Source organism: Streptomyces bicolor (genome assembly GCF_000719285.1).
GTDB lineage: Bacteria > Actinomycetota > Actinomycetes > Streptomycetales > Streptomycetaceae > Streptomyces > Streptomyces bicolor.
The window spans coordinates 1-25,782 of record NZ_JOFS01000020.1 but is presented as its reverse complement, the minus strand read 5'-3'; the positions used below and the strand labels follow the sequence as shown (position 1 = coordinate 25,782).

Genomic DNA, 25,782 nt, shown 5'->3' with positions numbered 1-25,782 from the left:
TTCGGCACCCCCGTGAGTCTCCCGACACCCTATGGCCTTCGCAGACGCAAGGTGTGACCGGTCCCGTGGAGCTCATATAACGATCTTATCGACGGGCTTGTTCGCGGTAGAGCGCTATGGCCGCCTCCACCGGGTAGTTGGGGACGGTGACCGTCTCGCCGGTGTCCTTCGCGACGACGATCTTGCTGCCGCCGGGTGGCGCGGGCTGCGGCCGGCCCGAGGCGTCGGTGGTGGGCGGGAACGTCGCGTACACCAGGTAGCCGAGGTCGAATTCGTGGACGTGCATCGGGGCCGGTGTGCCGTCCGGCAGCGTGGGTTGGGCGTAGCGGCTGCGGACGATGGCCAGGGCCTGCTCGGGGGTTGCCGGTGGGGTGGGGGTGTCGGGCGGCATGAGGCCGGCGGTCTCCTCGGTGCGAGTGGTCGGGTCGTTCATACGGTCGGGTGCCGCCCGATCCTCGTGGGAGTCGGGCGGCAGCCGGCCGTTGTCCGTGTCGCCGCTAGGCGGTGGTGGGGAGGGCGACCAGGGTGTACGCCTTGTTCGACAGGCCGGTGAGGGGATCCGCCAAGGCCATGTAGAGCCGGTCCTCGTGCCAGAACGGCGTGCCGCTGGTGCCCATCGCCTTGCCGACTTCGACCGGGTACTCCACGACCGTCTTCATCGAGCCGTCCTCGGCTCCGAATTCGACCAGCTCGGGCCCCTTGTCGTTGTCAACGCTGGTCACGTAGGCCAGGATGCGATCGCTTCCGGCCGTCGGCAGCGGGTAGTACTTCTTGAACTCGGTCGGCTCCGTCTTCCACAACTGCTTACCGCTGTCGAGGTCGTACGCCGCTATGAGGCCCTTGCTCTTCTCGTCGGTCACGCCCATGACAAACGTGTCACCGAAGACACCGGCCTCCGGCCAGCGACCGCCGTCCGAGCCGGCGGTGTGGAGGTATTCGGCCGGCTTGGCGGGCGAGAACTCGCTGCGTACCTTCCCTGTCTTGTCGTCAAGAGAGAAGAGCTCTTCTCCGTTGTCGCCCTCCCGGATCATGACGATGGGAGACGTCGAGAGGACGTTGCCGCTGGAGAGCTCGCCGAAGCTGTCCTCGGGGATTTCGTGACGGTAGGTCCAACGGGCCTGCCCGGTGGCTGGGTCGACCAGCGAGACCTCGTCCCAGCCGTCGAGCCAGTCGGGGTCGTCGGGGTCGTTGATCTGGCAGTGACGGACCCTGAGCAGTGCCTCGCCACCGCTGAAGCCGCCGGGGCCGCAGTCGGCCGTCGCGAACCGCTTCGGATTCCAGGCCGGCGTACCGTCGGCCGCCTTCAGGGCAAGCGCCGTGTCTCCGCCATTGATGACGACGACATCGCCGGCACGAGCGACCGACGCACCGTCCGAGGAGTCACCGAGGGTGATCTTCTTGTCCCAGAGCTCCTTGCCGGTGTTGAGGTCGTATGCCACGACGTGGTCGCAGGCGCGGCCCTCTCCATAGGTGACGACTCCGATGTCGCCCGAGGAGTTCTCGGGCGCGATGCACGAATGGTTGGTGCCACCGGGCAGGGACGTGGCCCACAACTGCTTACCGGTATCGAGGTCGTATGCCTTCAAGCCGCCGGTCAGGGCCTGGACCACCGCCTTGTCGGTGAACCAGGTGCCGCGATTGGTTTCGAGGTTCGAGTCGACGGACGATCCCGCCGACTTGGGGGCGGCCACGCTCCACAGCACGTTGTTGCTCGGCGAGCCGACGAACATGTACCAGGCCCCGTAACCGGCGCCGCTCAGTACGAGTACGGCCATGACGAGCAGCACGATCATCCCGACCGGCTTCTTGCGCGCGTTCCCCTGGTGAGGCGGGCCGCCGGGGCCGGCGTAGCCGTACCCCTGCTGAGTCTGTTGCGGGTAGCCGTAGCCCTGCGGGGGCTGTTGGGGATAGCCGTATCCCGGCGGGGGTGCCTGTGGGGGCGTCTGCGGCGGCCCCGGCTGCGGGGCCTGCTGCGGCGCACCGTACCCGTACTGCTGGGGAGGCAGCTGAGGAGGCTGAGGAGGTTGTGGCGGGCTCTGCGGCGGCACCGGAGGCTGCTGGGGATAGCCGTATCCCGGCGGGGGTACGGGCGGTGGAGGCTGTTGGCCGTACCCGCCGCCGGCTCCCTGCATACCGTCTGTGGACATCAGCTGTTGCTCCTCACGTAACTGGCCCAGGCGGCCTCGAACTCGCTCTCGCCCATGCCCGTGGCCTCGCGCAGCTGCTGGTCGAGCTGGTCGGGGTTGTCGTAGTGGTCGGTGACGAACTTCAACGCCGCGGCCTCGCCGCCCTTTTCGGCGATGAATCGGAGGGCCATGTAGCTGAGCGTGTAATTCGTGGAGACCTCGTCGCCGATCCCTGCCTCATTGGGCAGCGAGCCCCCGAATGCCTTACCGGTGACGTCGCTCCGGATGTTCCACTCGCCGAGCTCACGGTCGTAACGGAACGCCACGTAGTCGGCGAAGCCTTCCACGACCCACCAGTTCGGGTAGGTCTCGGAGTCGAATCCGGAGGCGGCTTCGAGTGGCTGGACGATGGCGTGCGCGAACTCGTGGTGGGAGATCTCCTGGACGAGCTTCGGCCAGTACGTCGCGTTGGTGAAACGCTTCCCGGACATGTCCATCTTCACCCGGGCGCCGCCGTACTCCAGGTCCTTCTCGTCACCGCTGGAATCGGCATCGAAGGTGGGCATCGGCACGCTCTGGCCGGCTTCCCACTCGACGGATTCCGAGCCGTACAGGGAGGAATAGGCCTTGCGGTCGCGCTCGAGAACCGCCACGAATCCGGTGGGAGTCTCGGTTCCCGCGGGCCCCTTCGACTTCCACAGCTCGATGTCGTCCTTCGCGGCCTTCTCGATGTACGGTGCGAAACGGTCCGTGTCCGCGGCGTACTTCTTGTCCGAGATCGTGAGCGAGTGTTCCTGCTTCACGACGTGCATGTCCTCGTAGAGGTCCCAGGGAGCCGGGTAGTACACGTAGCTCGCGGAGCCGTAGGCCCCGGGCGAGGGCCCCACTTTGGTGATCTGCGGATCGGCGTTCTTCGATTCCCGCTTGATGATCCAGCGGTACCACTCGGACACCGGCCGGACGTCCACGTTCTGGATCTTGTGGACGAAGGCGACGTCGAGGGCGACCGTCGCCCCGTCGCCGTATTCGTCGGTGGTGTTGCCTCTTTGGTTGAGGATGGCGTACTCGGCCTGCGAGAAGGGTATTTTGCGCAGGTTCTGGAAGAGGTTCTGCTGCGTGTCCTTGGCCTTGCCGGTGAAGGGGGCGAGATAGGCGTCCTCGTCACCGCTCTGCAACGCCTGGCTACGTCCGTCGAGCAACTCCTCGATGTCCTCCTGGCTGAGCAGTTGCTCGCTCTGCTTGTCGCCGCCCGCGGTGGGCAACGAGCCTCCGCCGACGGCCTGGTAGACAGCGAGCCCGCCGACCCCAAGGACCGCCAGCACGGCCAGGACGACAACGCCGATGACTGCCCTCTTCAGGCCCTTGCCCTGATTGCCGCCGCCTCCACCTGAGGGCTGTTGTTGTGGGTAGGGCTGCTGTTGCGGGTACGACGGCTGGGCCCCGGGCCAACCAGGGACCGCGCCGGGCTGAGGCGGCGGCGGGTAACCGACGTACCCCGGTGTGCCCTGGGGCTGGTACGGCGCGCCGCCCTGCTGCGGCACCCAACCTCCCTGACCCTGCGGCGATCCCTGCGGATACGCGCCGCCCGGCCCTCCGGGCGGCGGAGGGTACGACATGAACTGCCTCTCCCGTGCATCTCGATGGAGCGCGGGACCAGTCAGTGCCCGCGCAGGCATCGGAGAGCTCGTGGCCGCGAAGCCGCAGAGAAATGGAGCGTCACTCGAGCGCTCGACCCCGTCTGTCGAACCGATGGGTCGAGCCGGATCACCTCGGCGTGATCAACTTCAGCGTTCGCACGGGCGATGACTCGCCGCTCATGCCTCAGCTTCCCCGTTAATGCTCATGACACCCTACAAGCAGGTGAGTTGCTGGTCAGGGCGGTTCCCTATCCATGTGGTAAAGCTCGTGAAGATGTTGTGCGGGCTGCAGGGTGAGGGTGCGCGTCCTTCTCACCCGGCACGAGAAGGAGCGCCCGAACTGCTACAAGTCCCGTACTGCACCTGTGGTCCATTCGTGGAGGCGCGGTCTCATGGGACCGCTCTGTCCCACCCGCCCCACGACTGCACGACTGAACTCTGAGAGCCTGAAGTCCGTCATCATCGTCAACGACAGTTGGGCGGCCATGAACCACAGCAGCCGGGGATGGGCTTCGGAGGGGCAGCCGCCCGGGCAGCCGCAGTATCAATCGCAGGCTCCGGGACAGTACGGGCAGGCCCCGGCCGCGACGCCGTATCCGAACCCCGCGCCATTGACCATGGTCGAGATTCAAACCATTGGCTGGGCAGGCACGACCGGGTCACGGCGGGGGAGCCGACCGTCACCATCCGCTCGGCGGATCCGGCGACGAAGGGCAACGCGATCGCGTACGTCCACGTGCCGCAGGACGCTCCCAAGGGAGGGCGCACAGCGCGGCCGCCGTTCACCGTCGGCGGCCTCCAGGGTGAGGTGCTCTGCTCGGTCCGGTCCACCGGCGAAGGCACTTACGACGTTTACGGCGGCGACGGCACACCCATCGGGCGGATCACGCGGCGCGGCGGACGTGTGCTGCCCTGGCCGCGCCGTGCGCACTGGACCCTGCAGCCGGCAACCGGGGCCGAGCCGTTGACCGCGAAGCGGGGAACGGCGGGGGGCTGGGCGGCCTGGTCAATCCTCGGCTTCCCGATCTACTTCGTCGCCTGGGCGCTCTCAGCCCTCCAGGGGCTGCTTCTGCTGCTGGTCGGGGACAAGGACGGGGCGAAGAAGGAATCGGCCTGGGAGCTGGAACCTCCAAGCCCTGCCCTGTGGCATCCGTCCGGTGGCTCCGACGCCGTCGTCGACTACCGGGGCGGGAGCATCTTTCACATCGAGTCGCAGCGGCTGGACCTCCGGCTCGCCTACGCACAGGCCGTGCTGCATGTGTGGGACGGCATCTGAGGGGCAGCAGCGTCATGTTGGCAACCGCGAACCTCCTCGTGTACCACGGAGGTTGGCGCTCCGATAATCTGTGCGGCGGTCACTGGATCACAACTACGGGGAGACACGGGGATGGCGGACTTCCAGATCGATGTCGATCGCATGAAGACCCTGATCAACAGGTTGGACCAGGTGGACGACCGCATGCGCGGTGCCCAGCAGCGGCTGAACAAGGTCGGCCCGAAGGGCCTGGGCACGGACGGCCTCGACAACGCCTGCGACGACTTCCAGGACGCCTGGGGCGACGGCATCAAGCGCATCGCCGACTCCGCCAAGCAGTTGCACGAGGGGCTCAAGAAGACGGTCGAGGCGTACGAGACGACCGACAGGGACATGCAGAAGGGCTTCAGCCAGAAGTAGCCCTGGCCGGCGCCGTACGGCCGTACCGCCGACTCGCACATCTCGCACACAACGGGGAGAAGACGATGGGAATTTTCGACGATCCCAACTGGCCAGGTCTGACGTTCAACCCGGCCAAGGGTGATCTGCACACGATCGAGTCACTGGCGTATGACGTCAAGACGGTCGGTAACGAGCTCGACGAGATGCGCGAGACGCTGCTCAGCATCGGCAAGACGGACGGAGCGTGGGAGGGCGAAGCCGCCGCCAAGTTCAAGGAGAAGATCGGCGAGCTGCCCAAGTACCTGAAGCAGGGCTACGAGTCGATGACCGCCTGCTCGAAGGCGCTTCAGGGCTGGCACGACCAGCTCCAGACCATGCAGCAGCGGGCCAGGAGCCTCGAGGACCAGGCGCTCGAGGCGCGCAACCGGCTCGATCAGAAGAACGAGGCGGTCGACCGGGTCAACGTCAAGATCACGGGTGCCCAGTTCCGACAGCTCACCGAGCAGGAGGCCAAGGCCCTGTCGGAGGAGGCGGACTCCGCTTCAGCGGCGGCCAAGGATGCCGCGGCCGATCTCAAAAAGATCATCGACGACGGCGAAGCGCTGCGCAAGTCCTGGGAGGAGCAGGCGGCGAAGGCGGAGAACGCCATTCGCGAGGCCTCGGAGAACCGGCCGCCGGACATCAGTATCTGGGACAAGATCACGGATGGACTGAAGGGCGCCTGGGACGGCTTCACGGACTTCCTCGCCAAGAACGCGGACCTGTTCTCCAAGATCGGATCCGTTCTGTCCATCCTCTCCCTGGCGACCATGGCCATCCCGCCCGTGGGCGCGGTGCTCGGGGCACTGGCCATCGGTGCCAGCGCGCTCGCCCTGGCCGGATACGGCGTCAGGACAGCCCGTGGTGAAAAGGTCGGCGTCATGGACTGGGTCGGCGCCGGCCTGGGCGTCCTGCCGGGGATCGGGGCGGTCAAGGGACTGACTGCCGGAGCGAAGGCGGCCAAGGCGGCGGCGACCGGCAACCGCCTCAAGGGTGTCTTCGCCAACGCCGACGAGATGGCGACCTCGGTCAACGTGGCCAGGGGCATGGCCGACGGCGTCATGTACAAGAGCCTCGCGTTCGCGGGCAAGCGAATGAACCTCAGCGACGAGGTTCTGGACGTCGGCAGCTGGGCGATGCGCGGAACGCAGATGGGCGTCAAGGGCATGGGCCTGGGGCTCGGCTTCCTGGCAGGGGGGTCGAGCACCCAGTCGGCCAGTGCACCGCCCTCCAACGCGTTCATGTCGGCGGCGGGAGCGGCGTAACCGATGGACACCATGCTTCCCGGCGACGACTCGGCCGATCCCACGGCCGCCGCCGCTCCGCGGCTGACGTTCCGTGTCCCTCCCAGCTTTTTCGAGCTCCCCGTCTACGAGGATCCGGAGCAGGTCGGCCAGGCGCTGATCGAGCTGGCCCAGGATGTCTATCCGGAGGGCAACCCGGAACTCTGGTTCCAGTACGCGGCGATTCAACTGCCGGTGGTCGCCGAGATGATGGATGCCGGAATCAGCTACGCCGGTTTCTGTCTGCTCGACCTCGACGGGCGACGCAGCACGGCGTCGGTGACCGCGACCCTGCTGGAGTCCGTGCCGGACGGCCAGAAGATGACCGCGTCGAGTGTCGCCGCGGAACTCTCGGGTTCCGGGGACGAGAGCCAGATCGAGACGGTCTGGCTCACGGCCGGCGAGGCGGTGGCCCGGTTCACCTCGGAGATCATGACCCTTCCCGCGGAGATCACCGATTCCGGCCGGCCCGAGGAGGTGGAGATCGGGAAGATCACCGTCTTCCTGCCTCTTCGACGGGAGGCGGAGATGGCACTCTTCGAACTCAGCACTCCGTGCATGGAGGACTGGGACCTGTACTCCGAACTTTTCTTCAACATCGTCAACACTCTCGAAGTGGCCGATGTCGAGCGCCCGGCCGATGATTCGCCCGCGCCGCAGCAACCGGATCAGGCCCAGCAATCGGATCAGGCCCAGCAATCGGATCAGGCGCAGCAACCGGATCAGGCACAACAACCGCAGCAGCCGCAGCAGTTGGAGCCGCCTCAGAGTACGCCTCCCGGCCTGCCCACGGACCTGGCCCAGGGCATCGAGGTGCCCCTGCAAGCGAAGTCCGTCCGAGACGTGTTCGGATGAGTGCGGCGCATGCCGGGTGATGAGAGTGCCGTCTCCGATGAGGCGCTCGGGCTGCTGCAGGTGACCGCCGCTCACCTGGCGGCCGTACCGGGCCTGTCCGACGACATTCGGGCGATCGGCGTCGACCGGGGCATCGACTACCTGGCCGACCGGGAGGTCGCGGCGATGCTCGAACGGCATCGCCGGCTGCTGGGCAGGATGAACTCACGTGGAGCGTGGGGTGGCCTGCTGCTCGCTCCCGGAGCGGCCGGGGCCTGGTTCCTGCTCGACACCACCGACTTGGGCACCCTCGAACCGGTGGTCGGCCTGGTCCTCTTCACACCCGTCGCGCTCCTGCTCTCGCTCGCCGTGTACCTGCTGTCCCGAGCGTTCTGGTTCCGGCATGTGTGGATACACGGCGGAACTCGTGATCAGGTCAACGGGTACCTGGAGGTCCTGTCGGCAGCGGGGCTCCATCGCCATAAACTGCCCGCGTGGCTGAAGCCGGTCACCGGAAAGAGATGGCGATGACCTGCGACCTGCGACCTCGAAACCATTGCCGCTGACAAATTGGGCCAGGAATTGTGAGTACTGTATTTAGCGTGCACGTACCGTCCGCACAGGAAAACGCGGCTTACAACCTTCAGCGCGTCATCAAGGTGCGAGGCGGAAACCCTGTCTACGCCGGGGGAGAGCTCCCGAACAAGGACATGCCGGATGGAGCCGGCCCCAGGTTCACCCTCTACGAGGACCTGGCAGGTCACAAGCCCTTGTGTTCCGTGGCCCAGCGGGCGCCGGGGATGAGCGCGGACATCGCTCTGGCCGTGATCGGGCCTGGCGGAGCCGAGTTGGGCGTGCTGCGGCTCCCCACCCGAGGACGCGGCTGGCGGCCGCCGTACGAGATGGCAATGCCGGACGGCACGAACCTGGTCGGCCGCCGTGGAACCATCAGCGCGTGGGTCTTCTACGTCCTGGTGTCGCCGTTGCTTCTGATCTTCAACGTAGCGGGTCTCCTCGGCGGGTACGGACGCCCTGACTGGTATCTGCCGACACGTACGGCATGGCGGACCAAGGGTGGCCTCGCACTTGGGCTCGCCCCCGTGAAGTTCTACGGCATGAGGGACAAGTACAAGGTCCGCTCCTCCCGTTTGGACCTGCGCGTGGTCTACGCGCAGGCAGTACTGCACGACTGGTCCAGCTGAATCAGGCTCCGCCGCCCGGCCTCTGACGCCGTACCGCGGTTCGGCAGCGCATACGGGTACGACTATTTCGACGACGACACCGTCAGGCGGACGTTGGCCGACCACGAGGTATCCCTCGCCGGGTCAATGTCGTTGGCGGGCGCAAGCTGCGCCACCCCTTCCTCGAGGGCTACCGGCACGTTCTGGCGGCGGCGCTCGCACACGGCGCGCCCGTGGCCTTCGTTCCCCCCTGGCTGACCGGCCGAGGTGGGCGGCGAACCGCAGGCGGCCCCGCTGCCGTCGTACACCGCACCGTCCGGTGCCGCCGCCCCGGCACCCGGTGTCGAGGCGCTGCCGCCCGAGCCCGCGGCGTCGATCGACTCCAGGCAGCGGATTGTCGAAACTCTCGCCGTTGAACGGTGGAACAAAAGAAGGGGTTGGGCCGCGGACACGGCCCAACCCCTCAGCACTTCACCGAAGCAGACTCAGCTCTCCGGCAGATACCCCGTCTGAACCAGCTGCCCGCTGGTCCGGCGCGAGATGAACTGGCCACGTCCCGGCGGCATCGGCGCGGCCTTGATGTTGTTGAACACCGGCCCCTCCGACGGGTCACCGGAGAGCACGATGCCCTGCGCGCCGAGCTCCTTGATCCGGGTGAGGACCGGCTCGAAGGACGACCGCGAGGCACCCGAGGTGGTGCGGGCCAGGATGATGCGCAGGCCCAGGTCACGCGCGAACGGCAGGTACTCCATGAGCACCGACATCGGGTTGCCCATCGACGTGGCGACCAGGTCGTAGTCGTCGATGAAGATGAACGCGTCCGGCTCGTTGTACCAGCTGCGGTTGCGCAGCTGGTCCGGCGTCACGTCCGGCCCCGGCATACGGCGGCTCATCGAGCCGGCCAGCGACTCCATGACCTCCTGCAGCTGCGGACCCGAGGCGCAGTACTTGTACATGTGGCTCTCGGGAACCTGCCCGAGCAGCGCGCGCCGGAAGTCGGAGACCACGAACAGCGCCTTGTTGGGCTGGTACCGCTCCGCGATCTGCTTGGCCATGAACCGCAACAGCGAGGACTTGCCGGACTCGCTCTCGCCGTAGATGACGAACAGCGGGTCGGTCTCGAAGTCCACGAACACCGGCGACAGCGTGAGCTCGTCGACGCCGACCGCGATACCGCGGCTGCCGAAGTCGCCGCCACCGGGCAGCTCGGAGGCGTGCAGCATCGTCGGCAGCATCCGCACCTTGGGTGCCGTCGGGCCCTGCCAGGCGTTGTTGACGCTCTGCACGAGGTTCGCCATGCCGTCGGCCAGGTCCTCCACCGCGGGCGACCCGTCGATCCGGGGCGTGGCGGCCAGGTAGTCCAGCTTGTCCGGGGACAGACCGCGACCGGGCTTGCCCATCGGCACGTTCTCGGCCCGCTTGCGGTCGAACTCCGACTCCATGGCGTCACCGAGCCGCAGCTCGAGTCGGCTCAGGATCTGGTCGCGCAGCGCCGGCCGCATCTCGGTGTACCGGGTCGCGGTGATGATCAGGTGGACACCGAAACCGAGACCACGGGTCGCGATGTCCGCGATGACCGGGTCGAGCATCTCGTAGTCGTTCTTGAACGTCCCCCAACCGTCGATGATCAGGAAGACGTCGCCCCATTGCTGGTCGGGGTAGTGGCCCTGCGCCCGGCGGTTTCGGAACGTGGCCATCGAGTCGATGCTCTTGGAGCGGAAGAACTCCTCGCGGGCGTTGAGGATGCCGTGCACCTCCGCCACCGTACGCCGGACCTTCTCCTGGTCCAGACGGGAAGCGGCGCCACCCACATGGGCCAGGTTCTCCAGGGCGAGCATGCCGCCGCCGCCGAAGTCGAGGGCGTAGAACTGCACTTCGGTGGGCGTGTGCGTGAGCGCGAACGACGTGATCATCGTGCGCACGAGCGTCGACTTGCCGGACTGCGGGCCACCGACGATCAGCGCGTGACCGGCGGAACCGGACAGGTCCGCGTACATCACGTCACGGCGCTGCTCGAACGGCTTGTCGACCAGGCCGACCGGGACGACGAGCTTGCTCTGGGCGTGGTAGCCCTCGGCGTGCAGACCGCGCTCCGCGCTGATGTTCAGCACCGGCAGCAGCTGGTCGAGGCTGAACGGCTCGTCCAGGGGCGGCAGCCACACCTGGTGGGCGGGCGGGCCCTGACCGTCCAGGCGGCTGACGATGACGTCGAGGACGGTGTCGGCGAGCGCGTCGTCGACCTGGTTGGAACGGGTCTCCGGCTCCGGCTCGGTGAGGATCCGCACCGGCACGGGCGCGGCGGTGAACAGCACGGGCGAGCGGTCGATCCGCCCGCCGCCCTGGACGACCGGCCCGTTCGGCCGGTAGGTGCCGGACACGTACGCCGCCTTGAACTGCACCATCGTGCCGGTGTCGTACTTCAGGATGCCCGCGCCGGGGACGTTCGGCAGGTGGTAGGCGTCGGGGACGCCGATCGCCGTACGGGACTCCGCGGCCGAGAAGGTCCGCAGACCGATGCGGTACGACAGGAAGGTGTCGAGGCCGCGCAGCTTGCCCTCTTCGAGTCGCTGCGAGGCGAGCAGCATGTGCACACCCAGCGAACGGCCGATACGGCCGATCTGGATGAACATCTCGATGAAGTCGGGCTTGGCGGCGAGGAGTTCGCTGAACTCGTCGATGATCAGGACGAGCGAGGGCAGCGGGTCGAGCGCGGCACCGGCCGCACGAGCCTTCTCGTAGTCGGTGATGTTGGCGTAGTTGCCGGCCTGTCGCAGGAGCTCCTGACGACGGGTCAGCTCACCGGTGATGGAGTCGCGCATACGGTCCACGAGCGTGAGCTCGTCGGCCAGGTTGGTGATCACGGCGGAGACGTGCGGCATGGAACCCATGCCGGTGAAGGTGGCACCACCCTTGAAGTCCGCGAGGACGAAGTTGAGCGTCTCCGACGAGTGGGTGACCGCGAGGCCCAGCACCAGGGTGCGCAGCAGCTCCGACTTACCGGAACCGGTGGCACCGACGCACAGGCCGTGCGGGCCCATGCCCTCCTGCGAGGCCTCCTTGATGTCCAGCATGACCGCCTCGCCGTTCTCGCCGAGGCCGATCGGGACACGCAGCCGCTCGTGCAGCGTACGAGGCCGCCAGGTACGCGAGACGTCGACGCTCGCCGCGTCACCGATCTGCATCAGGTCGGTGAAGTCCAGGTTCGCCAGCAGCGGCTCGTCCGCGTCCGCGGCACCCAGGCGCAGCGGCGCCAGCTGCCGGGCCAGCGACTCCGCCTGCGCCTGCGACAGCACGTCGGGCTTGCCGGTGAACACACCGGTGCCCGCCTCCAGCTCCATGGCGTCGGGCCACACCCGCACCGACAGTGAGCCGCGCAGCTCGTCGAGTTCACCGGGCACCACCTCGAGGATGGTCACGCCCTGCAGGCCCTCCGCCGACGCGAGGACCGAGTCCGCGGGCACGCCGCCGCCGTCCAGCACGACGACCACGTGCGGCTGGTCCAGGATCGGCTGACCGTCCCGGCTCCACCTGGGCCGTCCCTCCAGCTGCTGGGCGATGGCCTCCTCCAGCTCGCCGAGGTCGTAGCAGAGCAGCCGCCGCGTGCCGGCACCGTCGGACTCCTTGTGCTGCATGTGCGGCAGCCACTTGGTCCACTCCCAGTCAACGGCCGCGCCCGGCGCGGCCACGACCGCGATCAGCACGTCCTCGGGCGAGTGCAGCGAGGCCAGTTGGCCGAGCACCGCCCGGGTCTGGCCGTAGACCGTCTCCGCCTCGCCCGAGATCGTCACGTGGTAGAAGGAGCGCAGCCCGATCGCCAGGGGAAGTTCGTTGATCGTGCCGTAACTGGCGATGAACTGCTGCATCGCATGGGCGGTCAGCGGCTCCAGCTCGTCCACCGGCGCCGTCTCGGGCGCTACCAGCGGAGTCGCCAACTGCTGCGGGCCGAGACCGATACGCACCTGGGCGAAGTCCTGGTCCGTGGAACGCCGCTCCCACAGCCGCGAGCCCTCGGCGACCAGCGCCCACAGTTGCTCGGGAGCGGGGTGGAGGTAGTACTGGGCGTCGCGCTGCTTGTGCGCGGTGCGCCGGATCTCACGCCGCTTCTGGGCCAGGTACTTGAGGTAGTCCCGCCGCCCCTCGGCCATCTGCCCGGACGGACCCTTGCGGGCCCGCACGATCTGGGCGATCAGCATGGCGACCGTGGACACCATCATCAGCATGCCCATGATCTTCATAAAGCCCTGGGCGCCCGGCATGAAGAAGAACGCCGCCGACGAACCCATGCCCAGCATGGGCAGCAGGTTCATCAGCAGGCTGTCGTCCTCGTTGCGAGGGATTTCGGGAGGAGATTCGAGCTTGACCTCCTCACTCGGCACCTCCGGCGGGAAAACCCGCGGCGGGCGCTTGACGATGACGACGCTCACCGATCCACCAGTCCTTCACGCAATCGCAATCTTGAACCGCCCCCGTCGTGACGGCCCCCGTACGTACGTCAACTCGCGCCGGTCGATACCGGGTCCAGGAGTCGGGCGTTGATCCTACTGTTCTGCGGGGACGTTGAGTCGGGAGGGGATGAGGAGATGCAGCGTGGGGACGGTAGGGTGACGCTCCAAACGAAGCGCGGAGCGGGAATCGCCCTGGCAAACCGCGACGAATCACCGAGTACTGGACGAGGGGGAACCGTCAGTGAGTACGGTTTCAGCAACCGGATTCTGCAGAGTCACGGTGGCGGCACCGAACAGCCGGATCGATGTGGCACTCCCGGAGGACGTACCGCTCTCTGACGTTTACCCGGAGATCCTGCGGCTTTCGGGGCAGACGCCCGAGGAAGCCGCGCCCACCGGGTACAACTTGGTACGCAGGGACGGCTCCGTCCTCGACGACGGCCGCTCACTCGCCGAACTGCAAATCCGCGACGGCGAACTGCTGTTGCTGCGGCCGTTCGCGGACTCGCTGCCGCCCGCCGTCTTCGACGATGTCGTGGACGCCGTGGCAGCGGCCGTCGAAACGGACCGCCGTAGCTGGAACGACGGCATGATGCGCGGCGTCGGCCTGGTCGCCGGCGCGCTCCTGCTGACCATGATGGCGTTGGCTCTGTGGTTCTCGGAGCCGATCAAGCACGACATGAACGGCCTGCCGGGCATCATCGCCGGGGCCACCGGCGTCATCCTCGTCGCGCTGGCGGCCGTACGGGCGCGGGTCTACGACGACCACCACGCGGCGGCGGCCCTGGGCCTGGCCTCGCTGCCCCACCTGATGGTGGGCGGCTCGGGCATCGTGGGCGTGCCCGCGAACGAGGGCCCCGGACGGCTGCACCTGCTCATCGGTCTCGCGGTCGTGCTCGTCGCCGCCGTGCTGCTCGTCCTGATGCTGCCCCAGAACGACGCGCCCTTCATCGCCGCCGCCTTCGCCTCCGGCATCGGCGTCCTCGCCACCTTCGCGGCGATCGTCAGCGAGGCCGAGCCGCGCGAGACCGCCGCCGTCACCGCCGTGGTCATGGTCGCCGTCATCGGCTTCCTCCCCGGCTGGTCCGCCCGCTTCGCCAAGCTCCCCATCGGCTTCCGCTCGCCCGACCAGATCGCCAAGCGCGGCCGCGCCGACGAACAGCAGGAGCAGGAGCCCGTCGACTTCCAGGTCATCAACGACCAGGCGCGCCGCGGCCACGAACTGCTGCTCGGCCTCGTCGGCGGCTGCGCGCTCGGCGGTGTCGCCTCCGCCGGTGTGGTGCTCGGCTTCTCCACCAGCGGCTGGGCCCAGCTGCTGTCGCTGGCGGCCGGCCTCGCCCTGCTGATGCGGGCCCGCCTCTTCCTGTACACGTCCCAGGTCGTGACCCTGATGGTCTCGGGCATCATCACGATCTGCCTGCTGGTGCTCGGCCTCGCCCTGAACCCGCCGGCCGACATCCTGAAGGAACTGCTCTACAACAAGAACAGCGCCCCGCTGGACATCCGCACGATCTGGCTCTCCGCCGCGGTGGCGCTGGCAGCCATGATCCTGGTGGCCATCGCCCTGATCGTGCCGCGCAAGGGCGTCACCCCCTTCTGGGGGCGCATGCTCGACCTGAGCGAGGGAGCGGTTCTGCTGTCGCTCGTCCCGCTCTGCCTGGCGGTGCTCGACCTGTACGCGGCCGCCCGGGGCATGACCAGCTGACTGCCGCCCGGCCACCAGCAGCGCACAGCGGCTGCCACCTGCGAGGGTGGCAGCCGCTGTGTCATGCGGGGTGTCATGCGGGTGGAACGACCCGGTCTGCCGGGCTGGTACGCTGTGTGACGGCCGTTTGTGTACGCGCCCCCGGTCCACCTGGGGGCTGCGCCCAGCGGATCCCCGCCTCCCGAGTCATGGAAGCTCCCCTGCGAAGAAGACCAGGGGCACTCGGTGGCAACAGAAGACCAACGAGGAGTACGCGTGTCGCTCGACGCCGCTACGAAGAAGCAGATCATGGCCGAGTTCGGTACCAAGGAGGGTGACACCGGCTCCCCCGAGGTCCAGGTCGCTCTGCTGTCGCGCCGGATCTCCGACCTGACCGAGCACCTCAAGACCCACAAGCACGACCACCACTCCCGCCGTGGTCTGCTGATCCTGGTCGGTCAGCGTCGCCGCCTGCTGCAGTACCTGGCCAAGAAGGACATCCAGCGCTTCCGTGCGCTGGTCGACCGCCTCGGCATCCGCCGCGGTGCGGCGGGCGCCAAGTAAGACGCCATGTGGGGAGCGGTTCCCGGAAGGATCGGGAGCCGCTCCCTTTGCCGTACGTACGGAAACGTGCGGAGTGTCACACCCGCTTTGTAGTGTGGTAGCACAACGCAGTACGAGGAGAAGTGCACCTCGCCGCCGCCGGTCCTCGGTAGTGGCCCCCGGGCGATCCGAACCCCGGGTGCTTCGATCGAAGACCGGCCCGCACCAGATGGAGCGCTTCTCCGACCACGTCCCTCCGCCACACGGGCGGACCGGGACAAAAGACGAAAAGTAACGGAGAAATTGCTAGTGGAGAACGAGACCCACTACGCCGAGGCCGTCATCGACAACGGCTCCTTCGGCACCCGCACCATCCGCTTCGAGACGGGCCGCCTGGCCAAGCAGGCCGCCGGCTCCGCCGTGGCGTACCTGGACGACGACACCATGGTGCTGTCGGCCACCACCGCCTCCAAGAACCCCAAGGACCAGCTCGACTTCTTCCCCCTGACGGTGGACGTCGAGGAGCGGATGTACGCCGCCGGCAAGATCCCCGGCAGCTTCTTCCGGCGTGAGGGCCGCCCCTCCGAGGACGCCATCCTCACCTGCCGCCTGATCGACCGCCCGCTGCGCCCGTCCTTCAAGAAGGGCCTGCGCAACGAGATCCAGGTCGTCGCCACGATCATGGCGCTCAACCCCGACCACCTGTACGACGTCGTGGCGATCAACGCCGCGTCCGCGTCCACGCAGCTGGCCGGTCTGCCCTTCTCCGGCCCGATCGGCGGCGTCCGCGTCGCGCTGATCAACGGCCAGTGGGTGGCCTTCCCGACGCACTCCGAGCTCGAGGACGCCGTCTTCGACATGGTCGTCGCGGGCCGCACCCTGGAGGACGGCGACGTCGCGATCATGATGGTCGAGGCCGAGGCCACCGAGAAGACCATCCAGCTGGTCAAGGGCGGCGCCGAGGCTCCGACCGAGGAGGTCGTCGCCGCCGGTCTGGAAGCCGCGAAGCCCTTCATCAAGGTCCTGTGCAAGGCCCAGGCCGACCTCGCCGCGAAGGCCGCCAAGCCGACCGGCGAGTTCCCGATCTTCCTGGACTACCAGGACGACGTCCTCGAGGCCCTCACCGCCGCCGTCAAGCCCGAACTCGCCCAGGCGCTGACCATCGCCGGCAAGCAGGAGCGCGAGTCCGAGCTGGACCGCGTCAAGGCGCTCGCCGCCGAGAAGCTCCTGCCGGAGTTCGAGGGCCGCGAGAAGGAGATCTCCGCCGCGTACCGCTCGCTGACCAAGACCCTGGTCCGTGAGCGCGTCATCAAGGAGAAGAAGCGCATCGACGGCCGTGGCGTGACGGACATCCGTACGCTCGCCGCCGAGGTCGAGGCCATCCCGCGCGTGCACGGTTCCGCGGTGTTCGAGCGTGGCGAGACCCAGATCCTGGGCGTCACCACCCTCAACATGCTCCGCATGGAGCAGCAACTGGACACCCTCTCCCCGGTGACCCGCAAGCGCTACATGCACAACTACAACTTCCCGCCGTACTCCACCGGCGAGACCGGCCGCGTCGGCTCCCCCAAGCGCCGCGAGATCGGCCACGGCGCCCTCGCCGAGCGCGCCCTGGTGCCGGTCCTGCCGACGCGCGAGGAGTTCCCCTACGCGATCCGCCAGGTCTCCGAGGCGCTGAGCTCCAACGGCTCGACGTCCATGGGCTCGGTCTGCGCCTCCACCATGTCGCTGCTGAACGCCGGTGTGCCGCTGAAGGCCCCGGTCGCCGGTATCGCCATGGGCCTGATCTCCCAGGAGATCGAGGGCGAGACGCACTACGTCACCCTCACCGACATCCTCGGTGCGGAGGACGCCTTCGGTGACATGGACTTCAAGGTCGCCGGCACCAAGGAGTTCGTGACCGCGCTCCAGCTCGACACCAAGCTGGACGGCATCCCGGCCTCCGTCCTGGCCGCCGCCCTGAAGCAGGCCCGTGACGCCCGCCTCCACATCCTCGACGTGATGATGGAAGCGATCGACACGCCGGACGAGATGTCCCCGAACGCGCCGCGGATCATCACCGTGAAGATCCCGGTCGACAAGATCGGCGAGGTCATCGGCCCCAAGGGCAAGATGATCAACCAGATCCAGGAGGACACGGGCGCCGAGATCACGATCGAGGACGACGGCACCATCTACATCGGTGCCGCCGACGGCCCGTCCGCCGAGGCCGCCCGCACCACGATCAACGGCATCGCCAACCCGACGATGCCCGAGGTCGGCGAGCGCTACCTGGGCACGGTCGTGAAGACGACGACGTTCGGCGCCTTCGTCTCCCTCCTCCCCGGCAAGGACGGTCTGCTGCACATCTCGCAGATCCGCAAGCTGGCCGGCGGCAAGCGCGTGGAGAACGTCGAGGACGTCCTCGGTGTGGGCCAGAAGGTCCAGGTCGAGATCGCCGAGATCGACTCCCGCGGCAAGCTCTCGCTCGTCCCCGTGATCGAGGGCGAGGAAGAGGCTTCCGAGGACAAGAAGGACGACGCCGACCAGTGACGTCGAGTAGCTCCAAGGCGACGGCCCGCCCCTCTTCGGAGGCGCGGGCCGTCGCCCGTACCCAAACCCTCATCAAGGGCGAGAACGGCATCGGCACGGTCCGTAAGACCACCCTCCCGGGCGGCCTGCGCATCGTCACCGAGACCCTGCCCTCCGTCCGCTCCGCGACCTTCGGCATCTGGGCGCACGTCGGCTCCCGCGACGAGACGCCCTCTCTGAACGGCGCCACGCACTACCTGGAACACCTGCTCTTCAAGGGCACCACCCGCAGGTCCGCCCTGGACATCTCCTCCGCCCTCGACGCGGTGGGCGGCGAGATGAACGCCTTCACGGCGAAGGAGTACACGTGCTACTACGCGCGCGTGCTCGACGCCGACCTGCCGCTCGCCATAGACGTCGTCTGCGACATGCTCACGGGCTCGCTCATCCTCGAAGAGGACGTCAACGTCGAGCGGGGCGCGATCCTCGAAGAGATCGCCATGACGGAGGACGACCCGGGCGACTGCGTGCACGACCTGTTCGCGCACACCATGTTCGGCGACAACCCCCTCGGACGCCCGGTCCTCGGCACGGTCGACACCGTCAACGCCCTCACCGCCGACCGCATCCGCCGCTTCTACAAGAAGCACTACGACCCGACCCACCTCGTGGTCGCGTGCGCCGGCAACATCGACCACAACAAGGTCGTACGACAGGTCCGCGCCGCCTTCGAGAAGGCGGACGCCTTCAGGAACGGCGACGCCGCCCCCATCGCCCCGCGCGCCGGTCGGCGCAGCATCCGCACCGCGGGCCGCGTCGAGCTGCTCGGCCGCAAGACCGAGCAGGCCCATGTCGTCCTCGGCATGCCCGGCCTGTCCCGCACGGACGAACGCCGCTGGGCGCTGGGCGTGCTGAACACGGCGCTCGGCGGCGGCATGTCGTCCCGCCTGTTCCAGGAGGTCCGCGAGAAGCGCGGCCTGGCCTACAGCGTCTACTCGTACACGTCCGGCTTCGCCGACTGCGGCCTGTTCGGCGTGTACGCGGGCTGCAGGCCGTCGCAGGTCCACGACGTGCTGAAGATCTGCCGCGACGAACTCGACCACGTCGCCGAACACGGCCTGCCCGAGGACGAGATCGACCGCGCCATCGGCCAGCTCCGCGGCTCCACGGTCCTCGGCCTGGAGGACACCGGTGCCCTGATGAACCGCATCGGCAAGAGTGAGCTGTGCTGGGGCGAGCAGATGTCCGTCGACGACATGCTGGCCCGGATAGCGGCGGTGACCCCGGACGACGTCCGTACCGTCGCCCGCGACATCCTGGGACAGCGGCCCTCGCTGTCGGTCATCGGCCCGCTCAAGGACAAGCAGGCGTCCCGGTTGAACGACGCCGTCGCCTGACCCGTCCGCCCTCGGAACATCCGACGTAAGGAAGCAACAGAGATGAGCAAGCTGCGCGTGGCGGTCCTCGGCGCCAAGGGCCGTATCGGCTCCGAGGCGGTACGGGCGGTCGAGGCCGCCGAGGACATGGAGCTGGTCGCCGCCCTGAGCCGGGGCGACAAGCTGGAGACGCTCGCGGAGACGGGCGCCCAGGTGGCCGTCGAACTGACCACGCCGGACTCGGTGATGGGCAACCTCGACTACTGCGTGAACCGCGGCATCCACGCGGTCGTCGGCACGACGGGCTGGACCGACGAGCGCCTCGCACAGCTGAAGGGCTGGCTGGCCGCGTCCCCGGAGACGGGCGTGCTCATCGCGCCGAACTTCTCCATCGGGGCCGTCCTGACGATGAAGTTCGCGCAGATCGCCGCGCCCTACTTCGAGTCGGTCGAGGTGGTCGAGCTGCACCACCCGAAGAAGGTCGACGCGCCCTCCGGCACCGCCACCCGCACCGCCCAGCTCATCGCCGAGGCCCGCCGCGCCGCCGGCACGGCCCCGGCCCCGGACGCCACGGAGACGGCCCTGGACGGCGCGCGCGGCGCGAACGTCGACGGCGTCCCGGTCCACGCGGTCCGCCTGCGCGGCCTGCTGGCCCACCAGGAGGTCCTGCTCGGCGGCGAGGGCGAGACCCTCACCATCCGCCACGACTCCCTCCACCACAGCAGCTTCATGCCGGGCATCCTGCTCGGCGCCCGCCGCGTGGTGACCACTCCGGGCCTGACCTTCGGCCTCGAGCACTTCCTGGACCTGGGCTGACCCGGGGCTCACCGATGCGCGCGAAGATCTCCTACGCCATAACGGCCGCCGTCCTGGTCGTCTACTTCGTCCTGGTCGGCAGCCGCGGCGTGATGCTCATCCAGTCCGGCACGGTCCTCACCGTCACGTTCGGCGTGGCCGTGCTGATCCTGCCGGTCATCGGCGTGTGGTTCCTGTGGAAGAACACCCAGTTCGTCCGCAAGGCCAACGCACTCGCCGCCAAGCTCGACGCCGAGGGCGGCCTGCCCGTCGACGAGCTGAAGCGCACCCCCAGCGGACGTATCGACCGCGACTCGGCCGACGAGGTCTTCGCCAGGCGCAAGGCGGAGACGGAGGCGTCCCCCGAGGACTGGCGCAGCTGGTTCCGCCTCGCCGTCGCCTATCACGACGCCCGCGACACCCCGCGCGCCCGCAAGGCGATGCAACGGGCCATTGCGCTGCACGACGGCAAGACCGTCGAGGCCTGAACCCCAGCAGCGGCGATTCAGCCGTACGACGACTGCACAGCCGTACGCCGAAGGGGCCGGCCCGCACTCGCTGCGGACCGGCCCCTTCGGTGTCGTCCTTGTCCGGGTCAGCCCTGGCCGTTCTCAGCCGCCCACGCCTCGACCGCGTCGGCGGCCCGGTCGAACGCCGCCACCCGCCCCAGGAAGTCCCCGTTGTGCGTGGTCATCAGCACCGGCATGTCATCCGACGCCCGGCCTCGGCGTACGAGCATCAGCGCCTGCCCCTGCACCGTGCGCGGCAACCCCAGCCAGCGCACCGGCTGCTGCACCGTCCGCACGGCGACGACCTGCTCCCAGGGCACCGTACGCGTCAGCATGAGGCCAACCTGGCGCAACCCGTGCCCACTCACCCACACGCCCATGCGCAGCAACCGCAGGGCGCCGGTGATGATCACCAGGGCGATGCCGAAGACGACGGCGGCCTCGGTCACCGTGCCGGTCAGGGCGATGATGACCGCCGCGAACAGCACATACGAGGCGAGCAGCAACCACAGCGCCGCCACGCCCACCCGCCACGGCCCCGGACGGTAAGGGCGCCGCCAGCGGTCGCGGTCCTCGAAGGGCAGCGCGACATCGTCGGCGGCCTCGAAGGTGCGGTCGGCCGTCAGGAAAGGCAGGGGCACGGCTGGTCCTCACTCAATCCATGCGTGGGCTGTGCCCGGTGAGGCTATCCACCCGCGTCCCCGCTCACCACCCTGGGGGGCCCGAAGGAGTCAGCGCCCCTGGGACGCCTGCGACTGCTGGGTCTGTGCGCCGGTATCGGTCGACAGCGCCGGCATACCGACCACCAGCGAGCCCACCAGCCCGGCGACGATGGTGAGCCCCAGCAGCCACCGCCCGGCTATCTGACCGGCGGACGCCCGCTCTCGGGGCGGGGGAGTGACATCGCTGCGGAACTGGTCGGCTTCGGCGAGGAAGGCGAAGGGTACGGACTCGCCGGGGGCACCTCCCGGCGGTAGCTGGGGGAGGAACATCGGTAGGTCTTCTCCTCTCGGGAACGTATGAGTGACCGTCACTGACACAGACGAGCGAGTGCCCCAAAAGGTGCCCGGTTTCACCGAATTCACAGAAATTCGCCGATGTTCGCCGACGTATGTCGTGACCCGGCACCGAACGCCCCGTTGTCAGAGCCGGGCCGTAGAGTGGGCGCCGCCCAGAGAAGTGATGGAAGGACCCTCCGAGCCGTGACCGACACCCCCGCCGACGACCTCAAGCCCAGCTTCCGCAGCGACGTCACCGTCGAGCTGGTCAAGCACAGCGCGGCCGACTCCGACGTGCTGTGGGCCGCCCGCGTCTCCACCGCCGGCGAGCAGTCCCTGGACGAGCTGAAGAAGGATCCGGAGCGCTCCAAGGGCCTGATCAACTACCTGATGCGGGACCGGCACGGCAGCCCCTTCGAGCACAACTCGATGACCTTCTTCATCAGCGCCCCGATCTTCGTCTTCCGCGAGTTCATGCGGCACCGCGTGGGCTGGTCGTACAACGAGGAGAGCGGCCGCTACCGCGAGCTGCAGCCCGTCTTCTACGTCCCCGACGAGTCCCGCAAGCTGGTCCAGGAGGGCCGCCCGGGCAAGTACGTCTTCGTCGAGGGCACCCAGGCCCAGCAGGAGCTCACCGGCCGCGTCATGGAGGACTCCTACCGGCAGGCGTACGAGGCCTACCAGGAGATGCTCGCCGCCGGCGTCGCCCGCGAGGTCGCCCGCTCTGTCCTCCCCGTCGGCCTGTTCTCCTCGATGTACGCCACCTGCAACGCCCGCTCCCTGATGCACTTCCTCGGCCTGCGCACCCAGCACGAGCTGGCCAAGGTCCCGTCCTTCCCGCAGCGGGAGATCGAGATGGTCGGCGAGAAGATGGAGGCGGAGTGGGCCAGGCTCATGCCGCTCACGTACGCCGCCTTCAATGCGAACGGCCGCGTGGCGCCGTAACGCAACCCGGGCGCTGGGGCATGCGTCAGCCTCATGAAGTGTCCGTATTGCGGCATTTAGAGAAGTTCATCTAGCCTGATCAAACGGACCCGGCACTGCTTGAACCCCCGAGCAGGCAGTGCCGGGCTCCATATTTGTCCGGACTTTCCCGCACCCCCCGAGGGCAGACCACGGCGTGCGCAACGAGTAGCGTGTAACCCATGGCTCCGACCTCCACTCCGCAGACCCCCTTCGGGCGGGTCCTCACCGCCATGATCACGCCCTTCACGGCGGACGGCGCACTCGACCTCGACGGCGCGCAGCGGCTCGCCACGCACCTGGTGGACGCAGGCAACGACGGCCTGATCATCAACGGCACCACCGGCGAGTCGCCCACCACCAGCGACGCGGAGAAATCGGACCTCGTACGAGCCGTACTGGAGGCGGTCGGCGACCGGGCCCACGTCGTCGCCGGCGTCGGCACCAACGACACCCACCACAGCCTCGAGCTCACGCGCGCGGCGGAGCAGGTGGGCGCACACGGCCTCCTGGTCGTCACGCCGTACTACAACAAGCCCCCGCAGGAAGGCCTGTACCGGCACTTCAAGGCCATCGCCGATGCGACCGAGCTGCCGGTCATGCTCTACGACATCCCCGGCCGCAGCGGCGTCCCGATCAACACCGAGACGATCGTCCGCCTCGCCGAGCACCCGCGGATCGTCGCCAACAAGGACGCGAAGGGTGACCTCGGCCGAGCCAGCTGGGCCATCGCGCGCTCCGGCCTCGCCTGGTACTCCGGCGACGACATGCTGAACCTGCCGCTGCTCTCCGTGGGCGCGGTCGGCTTCGTCTCGGTCGTCGGCCACCTGGTCACCCCCGACCTGCGCGCGCTCGTGGACGCGTATGCCTCCGGTGACGTCCAGAAGGCCACGGAGATCCACCAGAAGCTGCTCCCGGTCTACACCGGCATGTTCCGCACCCAGGGCGTCATGACCACCAAGGCCGCGCTCGCACTCCAGGGCCTCCCCGCCGGACCACTGCGCGCCCCCATGGCGGAGTGCTCACCCGAGGAGATCGAGCAGCTCAAGATCGATCTTGCCGCAGGCGGGGTACAGCTCTAACACCAGACTTGGCGCGCCGGACGCGCAGCAGACTCCACAACTGAATAAGCAGGCCACCGGTGCCTGCGCCCAAACACAACGACAACTGCTTCTGCACGAACGTCATGCGCGCCACGTGCCCTACCGGTACGTGGCGCGCGTGGTGAGGAGAGTCTTTTGAGTCATCCGCATCCTGAACTGGGCCCGCCCCCGCCGCTCCCCGAAGGCGGCCTGCGGGTCACCCCGCTCGGCGGCCTCGGCGAAATCGGCCGAAACATGACGGTCTTCGAGTACGGCGGCCGCTTGCTGATCGTCGACTGCGGAGTGCTCTTCCCCGAGGAGGAGCAGCCCGGAATCGACCTGATCCTGCCGGACTTCTCGTCCATCCGGGACCGCCTCGACGACATCGAGGGCATCGTCCTCACGCACGGTCACGAGGACCACATCGGCGGGGTCCCCTTCCTGCTCCGCGAGAAGCCGGACATCCCCCTGATCGGCTCCAAGCTGACCCTCGCCCTCATCGAGGCCAAGCTCCAGGAGCACCGCATCCGCCCGTACACCCTCGAGGTGGCGGAGGGGAACCGCGAGCGCATCGGCCCCTTCGACTGCGAGTTCGTCGCGGTCAACCACTCCATCCCCGATGCCCTGGCCGTCGCGATCCGCACGCCCGCCGGCATGGTGGTCCACACCGGCGACTTCAAGATGGACCAGCTCCCGCTGGACAACCGTCTGACCGATCTCCACGCGTTCGCACGGCTGAGCGAGGAAGGCATCGACCTCCTCCTCTCCGACTCCACGAACGCGGAGGTGCCGGGCTTCACCCCGCACGAGCGGGACATCTCCAACGTCCTGCGCCAGGTCTTCGCGGGCGCCCGCAAGCGCGTCATCGTGGCGAGCTTCGCCAGCCACGTCCACCGCATCCAACAGATCCTGGACGCGGCCAACGAGTACGGCCGCAGGGTCGCCTTCGTGGGTCGCTCGATGGTCCGCAACATGGGCATCGCACGTGACCTCGGCTACCTGAAGGTCCCGCCGGGCCTGGTCGTGGACGTCAAGACCCTCGACGACCTCCCGGACAGCGAGGTGGTCCTGGTCTGCACGGGCTCCCAGGGCGAACCCATGGCGGCCCTGTCCCGGATGGCCAACCGCGACCACCAGATCCGCATCGTCGAGGGCGACACGGTGATCCTGGCGTCGTCGCTCATCCCCGGCAACGAGAACGCGGTCTACCGCGTCATCAACGGCCTGACCCGCTGGGGCGCGAACGTCGTCCACAAGGGCAACGCCAAGGTCCACGTCTCGGGCCACGCCTCGGCAGGCGAGCTGCTGTACTTCTACAACATCTGCCGCCCGAAGAACCTGATGCCGGTCCACGGCGAATGGCGCCACCTGCGCGCCAACGCCGAACTGGGGGCCCTGACGGGAGTCCCGCACGACCGCATCGTCATCGCCGAGGACGGCGTCGCCGTCGACCTCGTCGAGGGCAAGGCGAAGATCTCCGGCAAGGTCCAGGCGGGATACGTGTACGTCGACGGCCTCTCGGTCGGCGACGTGGGCGAGCCGGCGCTGAAGGACCGCAAGATCCTGGGCGACGAGGGCATCATCTCGGTCTTCGTGGTGATCGACTCGTCCACCGGCAAGATCACGGGCGGCCCGCACATCCAGGCCCGCGGCTCCGGCATCGAGGACTCCGCCTTCGGAGAGGTCATCCCGAAGATCACGGAGGTCCTGGAGCGTTCGGCGCAGGACGGTGTGGTCGAACCCCACCAGCTGCAGCAGCTGGTGCGCCGGACCCTGGGCAAGTGGGTCTCGGACACGTACCGGCGCAGGCCGATGATCCTGCCTGTGGTGGTGGAGGTCTGACGGTCCGTCGGACACACGGCTGCGTGAACCAGGAGCGGGGCGCCTCGATTTGCATCGGGCCGCCCCGCTCCAGTACGTTTACGGCTCCGCCTGAACGGGAACCCGGTCGCCTCGTGCGCCGGAACCAGCTCCCGGAGGGGGCGGAAATTCCGACTCAGAATCTCTGATAAAGTCGGAGCCGCCGGAAAGGGAAACGCGAGAGCGGGAACCTGGAAAGCACCGAGGAAATCGGATCGAGAAAAGATCTGATAGAGTCGGAAACGCAAGACCGAAGGGA

Annotated in this window: 22 protein-coding genes; 15 read left to right on the top strand and 7 right to left on the bottom strand. The window is 68.2% G+C overall.

What is annotated here, in order from left to right:
- Positions 1-85: 85 nt before the first annotated feature.
- The 3 genes from IF78_RS0125210 to IF78_RS0125200 form a co-directional block, all read right to left on the bottom strand.
- Positions 86-433 carry a hypothetical protein gene (locus IF78_RS0125210; protein WP_234439887.1) on the bottom strand — a complete coding sequence of 116 codons (348 nt, stop codon included), beginning with the start codon at positions 431-433 and terminating at the stop codon, positions 86-88.
- Between the two features lie 64 nt (positions 434-497).
- Positions 498-2,147 (bottom strand): outer membrane protein assembly factor BamB family protein, encoded by a 1,650-nt coding sequence (locus IF78_RS0125205; RefSeq protein WP_158751497.1) that lies wholly within the window; start codon positions 2,145-2,147, stop codon positions 498-500.
- Positions 2,147-3,667, bottom strand: coding sequence for a hypothetical protein (locus IF78_RS0125200; RefSeq protein ID WP_158751495.1), 1,521 nt, complete (start codon positions 3,665-3,667; stop codon positions 2,147-2,149). Before IF78_RS0125200 ends, IF78_RS0125205 begins: the two co-directional genes overlap by 1 nt.
- 832 nt (positions 3,668-4,499) lie before the next feature.
- Between IF78_RS0125200 and IF78_RS43895 the strand changes: the two genes are divergently transcribed.
- The 6 genes from IF78_RS43895 to IF78_RS0125170 all read left to right on the top strand — a co-directional run bounded on the left by IF78_RS43895 (position 4,500) and on the right by IF78_RS0125170 (position 8,778).
- Entirely contained in the window at positions 4,500-5,039 is a 540-nt protein-coding gene (locus IF78_RS43895) for a hypothetical protein (protein WP_234439886.1), read from the top strand.
- Between the two features lie 111 nt (positions 5,040-5,150).
- Positions 5,151-5,438, top strand: coding sequence for a hypothetical protein (locus IF78_RS0125190; RefSeq protein WP_031484863.1), 288 nt, complete (start codon positions 5,151-5,153; stop codon positions 5,436-5,438).
- A gap of 65 nt (positions 5,439-5,503) precedes the next feature.
- Positions 5,504-6,724 (top strand): WXG100 family type VII secretion target, encoded by a 1,221-nt coding sequence (locus IF78_RS0125185; RefSeq protein ID WP_031484861.1) that lies wholly within the window; start codon positions 5,504-5,506, stop codon positions 6,722-6,724.
- A gap of 3 nt (positions 6,725-6,727) precedes the next feature.
- On the top strand, positions 6,728-7,597 hold the full coding sequence (locus IF78_RS0125180; protein ID WP_031484859.1) for a hypothetical protein: 870 nt from the start codon (positions 6,728-6,730) through the stop codon (positions 7,595-7,597).
- A gap of 9 nt (positions 7,598-7,606) precedes the next feature.
- Positions 7,607-8,107: a hypothetical protein gene (locus tag IF78_RS0125175; protein ID WP_031484857.1), complete on the top strand. Its 501-nt coding sequence runs from the start codon at positions 7,607-7,609 to the stop codon at positions 8,105-8,107.
- A gap of 71 nt (positions 8,108-8,178) precedes the next feature.
- The gene (locus IF78_RS0125170) at positions 8,179-8,778 is read left to right on the top strand and encodes a hypothetical protein (protein ID WP_031484855.1); all 600 of its coding nucleotides are present in this window, start codon (positions 8,179-8,181) and stop codon (positions 8,776-8,778) included.
- Between the two features lie 62 nt (positions 8,779-8,840).
- Here IF78_RS0125170 and IF78_RS48540 read toward each other — a convergent pair whose 3' ends face one another.
- Positions 8,841-9,209: a hypothetical protein gene (locus tag IF78_RS48540; RefSeq protein WP_158751493.1), complete on the bottom strand. Its 369-nt coding sequence runs from the start codon at positions 9,207-9,209 to the stop codon at positions 8,841-8,843.
- 33 nt (positions 9,210-9,242) lie between these two features.
- On the bottom strand, positions 9,243-13,181 hold the full coding sequence (locus tag IF78_RS0125165) for a type VII secretion protein EccC (protein ID WP_031484854.1): 3,939 nt from the start codon (positions 13,179-13,181) through the stop codon (positions 9,243-9,245).
- 301 nt (positions 13,182-13,482) lie between these two features.
- Here IF78_RS0125165 and eccD point away from each other — a divergent pair, with 301 nt between their 5' ends.
- The 6 genes from eccD to IF78_RS0125135 all read left to right on the top strand — a co-directional run bounded on the left by eccD (position 13,483) and on the right by IF78_RS0125135 (position 20,599).
- Positions 13,483-14,907, top strand: coding sequence for a type VII secretion integral membrane protein EccD (gene eccD, locus IF78_RS0125160; protein WP_037641178.1), 1,425 nt, complete (start codon positions 13,483-13,485; stop codon positions 14,905-14,907).
- Positions 14,908-15,162: 255 nt separating this feature from the next.
- The gene (gene rpsO / locus IF78_RS0125155) at positions 15,163-15,450 is read left to right on the top strand and encodes a 30S ribosomal protein S15 (RefSeq protein WP_031484852.1); all 288 of its coding nucleotides are present in this window, start codon (positions 15,163-15,165) and stop codon (positions 15,448-15,450) included.
- Positions 15,451-15,738: 288 nt separating this feature from the next.
- Positions 15,739-17,961: a polyribonucleotide nucleotidyltransferase gene (locus tag IF78_RS0125150; RefSeq protein WP_031484850.1), complete on the top strand. Its 2,223-nt coding sequence runs from the start codon at positions 15,739-15,741 to the stop codon at positions 17,959-17,961.
- Positions 17,958-19,337, top strand: coding sequence for a M16 family metallopeptidase (locus IF78_RS0125145; protein ID WP_031484849.1), 1,380 nt, complete (start codon positions 17,958-17,960; stop codon positions 19,335-19,337). The genes IF78_RS0125150 and IF78_RS0125145 overlap by 4 nt, the downstream gene beginning before the upstream one ends.
- Before the next feature lie 42 nt (positions 19,338-19,379).
- The gene (gene dapB, locus IF78_RS0125140) at positions 19,380-20,132 is read left to right on the top strand and encodes a 4-hydroxy-tetrahydrodipicolinate reductase (RefSeq protein ID WP_031484848.1); all 753 of its coding nucleotides are present in this window, start codon (positions 19,380-19,382) and stop codon (positions 20,130-20,132) included.
- Between the two features lie 14 nt (positions 20,133-20,146).
- Positions 20,147-20,599, top strand: coding sequence for a tetratricopeptide repeat protein (locus IF78_RS0125135; protein ID WP_031484846.1), 453 nt, complete (start codon positions 20,147-20,149; stop codon positions 20,597-20,599).
- Positions 20,600-20,706: 107 nt separating this feature from the next.
- Here IF78_RS0125135 and IF78_RS0125130 read toward each other — a convergent pair whose 3' ends face one another.
- The gene (locus IF78_RS0125130; protein WP_031484844.1) at positions 20,707-21,261 is read right to left on the bottom strand and encodes a hypothetical protein; all 555 of its coding nucleotides are present in this window, start codon (positions 21,259-21,261) and stop codon (positions 20,707-20,709) included.
- A 90-nt stretch (positions 21,262-21,351) separates the two neighbouring features.
- Positions 21,352-21,612 (bottom strand): hypothetical protein, encoded by a 261-nt coding sequence (locus IF78_RS0125125; RefSeq protein ID WP_051828154.1) that lies wholly within the window; start codon positions 21,610-21,612, stop codon positions 21,352-21,354.
- A gap of 210 nt (positions 21,613-21,822) precedes the next feature.
- Here IF78_RS0125125 and thyX point away from each other — a divergent pair, with 210 nt between their 5' ends.
- The 3 genes from thyX to IF78_RS0125110 all read left to right on the top strand — a co-directional run bounded on the left by thyX (position 21,823) and on the right by IF78_RS0125110 (position 25,505).
- Positions 21,823-22,563, top strand: a complete 741-nt coding sequence (gene thyX / locus IF78_RS0125120) for an FAD-dependent thymidylate synthase (protein ID WP_031484840.1) — start codon at positions 21,823-21,825, stop codon at positions 22,561-22,563.
- Between the two features lie 200 nt (positions 22,564-22,763).
- Entirely contained in the window at positions 22,764-23,663 is a 900-nt protein-coding gene (dapA, locus tag IF78_RS0125115; RefSeq protein ID WP_031484839.1) for a 4-hydroxy-tetrahydrodipicolinate synthase, read from the top strand.
- 156 nt (positions 23,664-23,819) lie between these two features.
- The gene (locus IF78_RS0125110; RefSeq protein WP_031484837.1) at positions 23,820-25,505 is read left to right on the top strand and encodes a ribonuclease J; all 1,686 of its coding nucleotides are present in this window, start codon (positions 23,820-23,822) and stop codon (positions 25,503-25,505) included.
- Positions 25,506-25,782 lie beyond the last annotated feature (277 nt).

Excerpts from the sequence above, each read along its gene's own strand:
- IF78_RS0125210 (WP_234439887.1), bottom strand. The coding sequence starts at position 433 with ATGAACGACCCGACCACTCGCACCGAGGAGACCGCCGGCCTCATGCCG.
- IF78_RS0125205 (WP_158751497.1), bottom strand. The coding sequence starts at position 2,147 with ATGTCCACAGACGGTATGCAGGGAGCCGGCGGCGGGTACGGCCAACAG.
- IF78_RS0125190 (WP_031484863.1), top strand. The coding sequence starts at position 5,151 with ATGGCGGACTTCCAGATCGATGTCGATCGCATGAAGACCCTGATCAAC.
- IF78_RS0125185 (WP_031484861.1), top strand. The coding sequence starts at position 5,504 with ATGGGAATTTTCGACGATCCCAACTGGCCAGGTCTGACGTTCAACCCG.
- IF78_RS0125180 (WP_031484859.1), top strand. The coding sequence starts at position 6,728 with ATGGACACCATGCTTCCCGGCGACGACTCGGCCGATCCCACGGCCGCC.
- IF78_RS0125175 (WP_031484857.1), top strand. The coding sequence starts at position 7,607 with ATGCCGGGTGATGAGAGTGCCGTCTCCGATGAGGCGCTCGGGCTGCTG.
- dapB (WP_031484848.1), top strand. The coding sequence starts at position 19,380 with ATGAGCAAGCTGCGCGTGGCGGTCCTCGGCGCCAAGGGCCGTATCGGC.
- IF78_RS0125135 (WP_031484846.1), top strand. The coding sequence starts at position 20,147 with ATGCGCGCGAAGATCTCCTACGCCATAACGGCCGCCGTCCTGGTCGTC.
- IF78_RS0125125 (WP_051828154.1), bottom strand. The coding sequence starts at position 21,612 with ATGTTCCTCCCCCAGCTACCGCCGGGAGGTGCCCCCGGCGAGTCCGTA.
- dapA (WP_031484839.1), top strand. The coding sequence starts at position 22,764 with ATGGCTCCGACCTCCACTCCGCAGACCCCCTTCGGGCGGGTCCTCACC.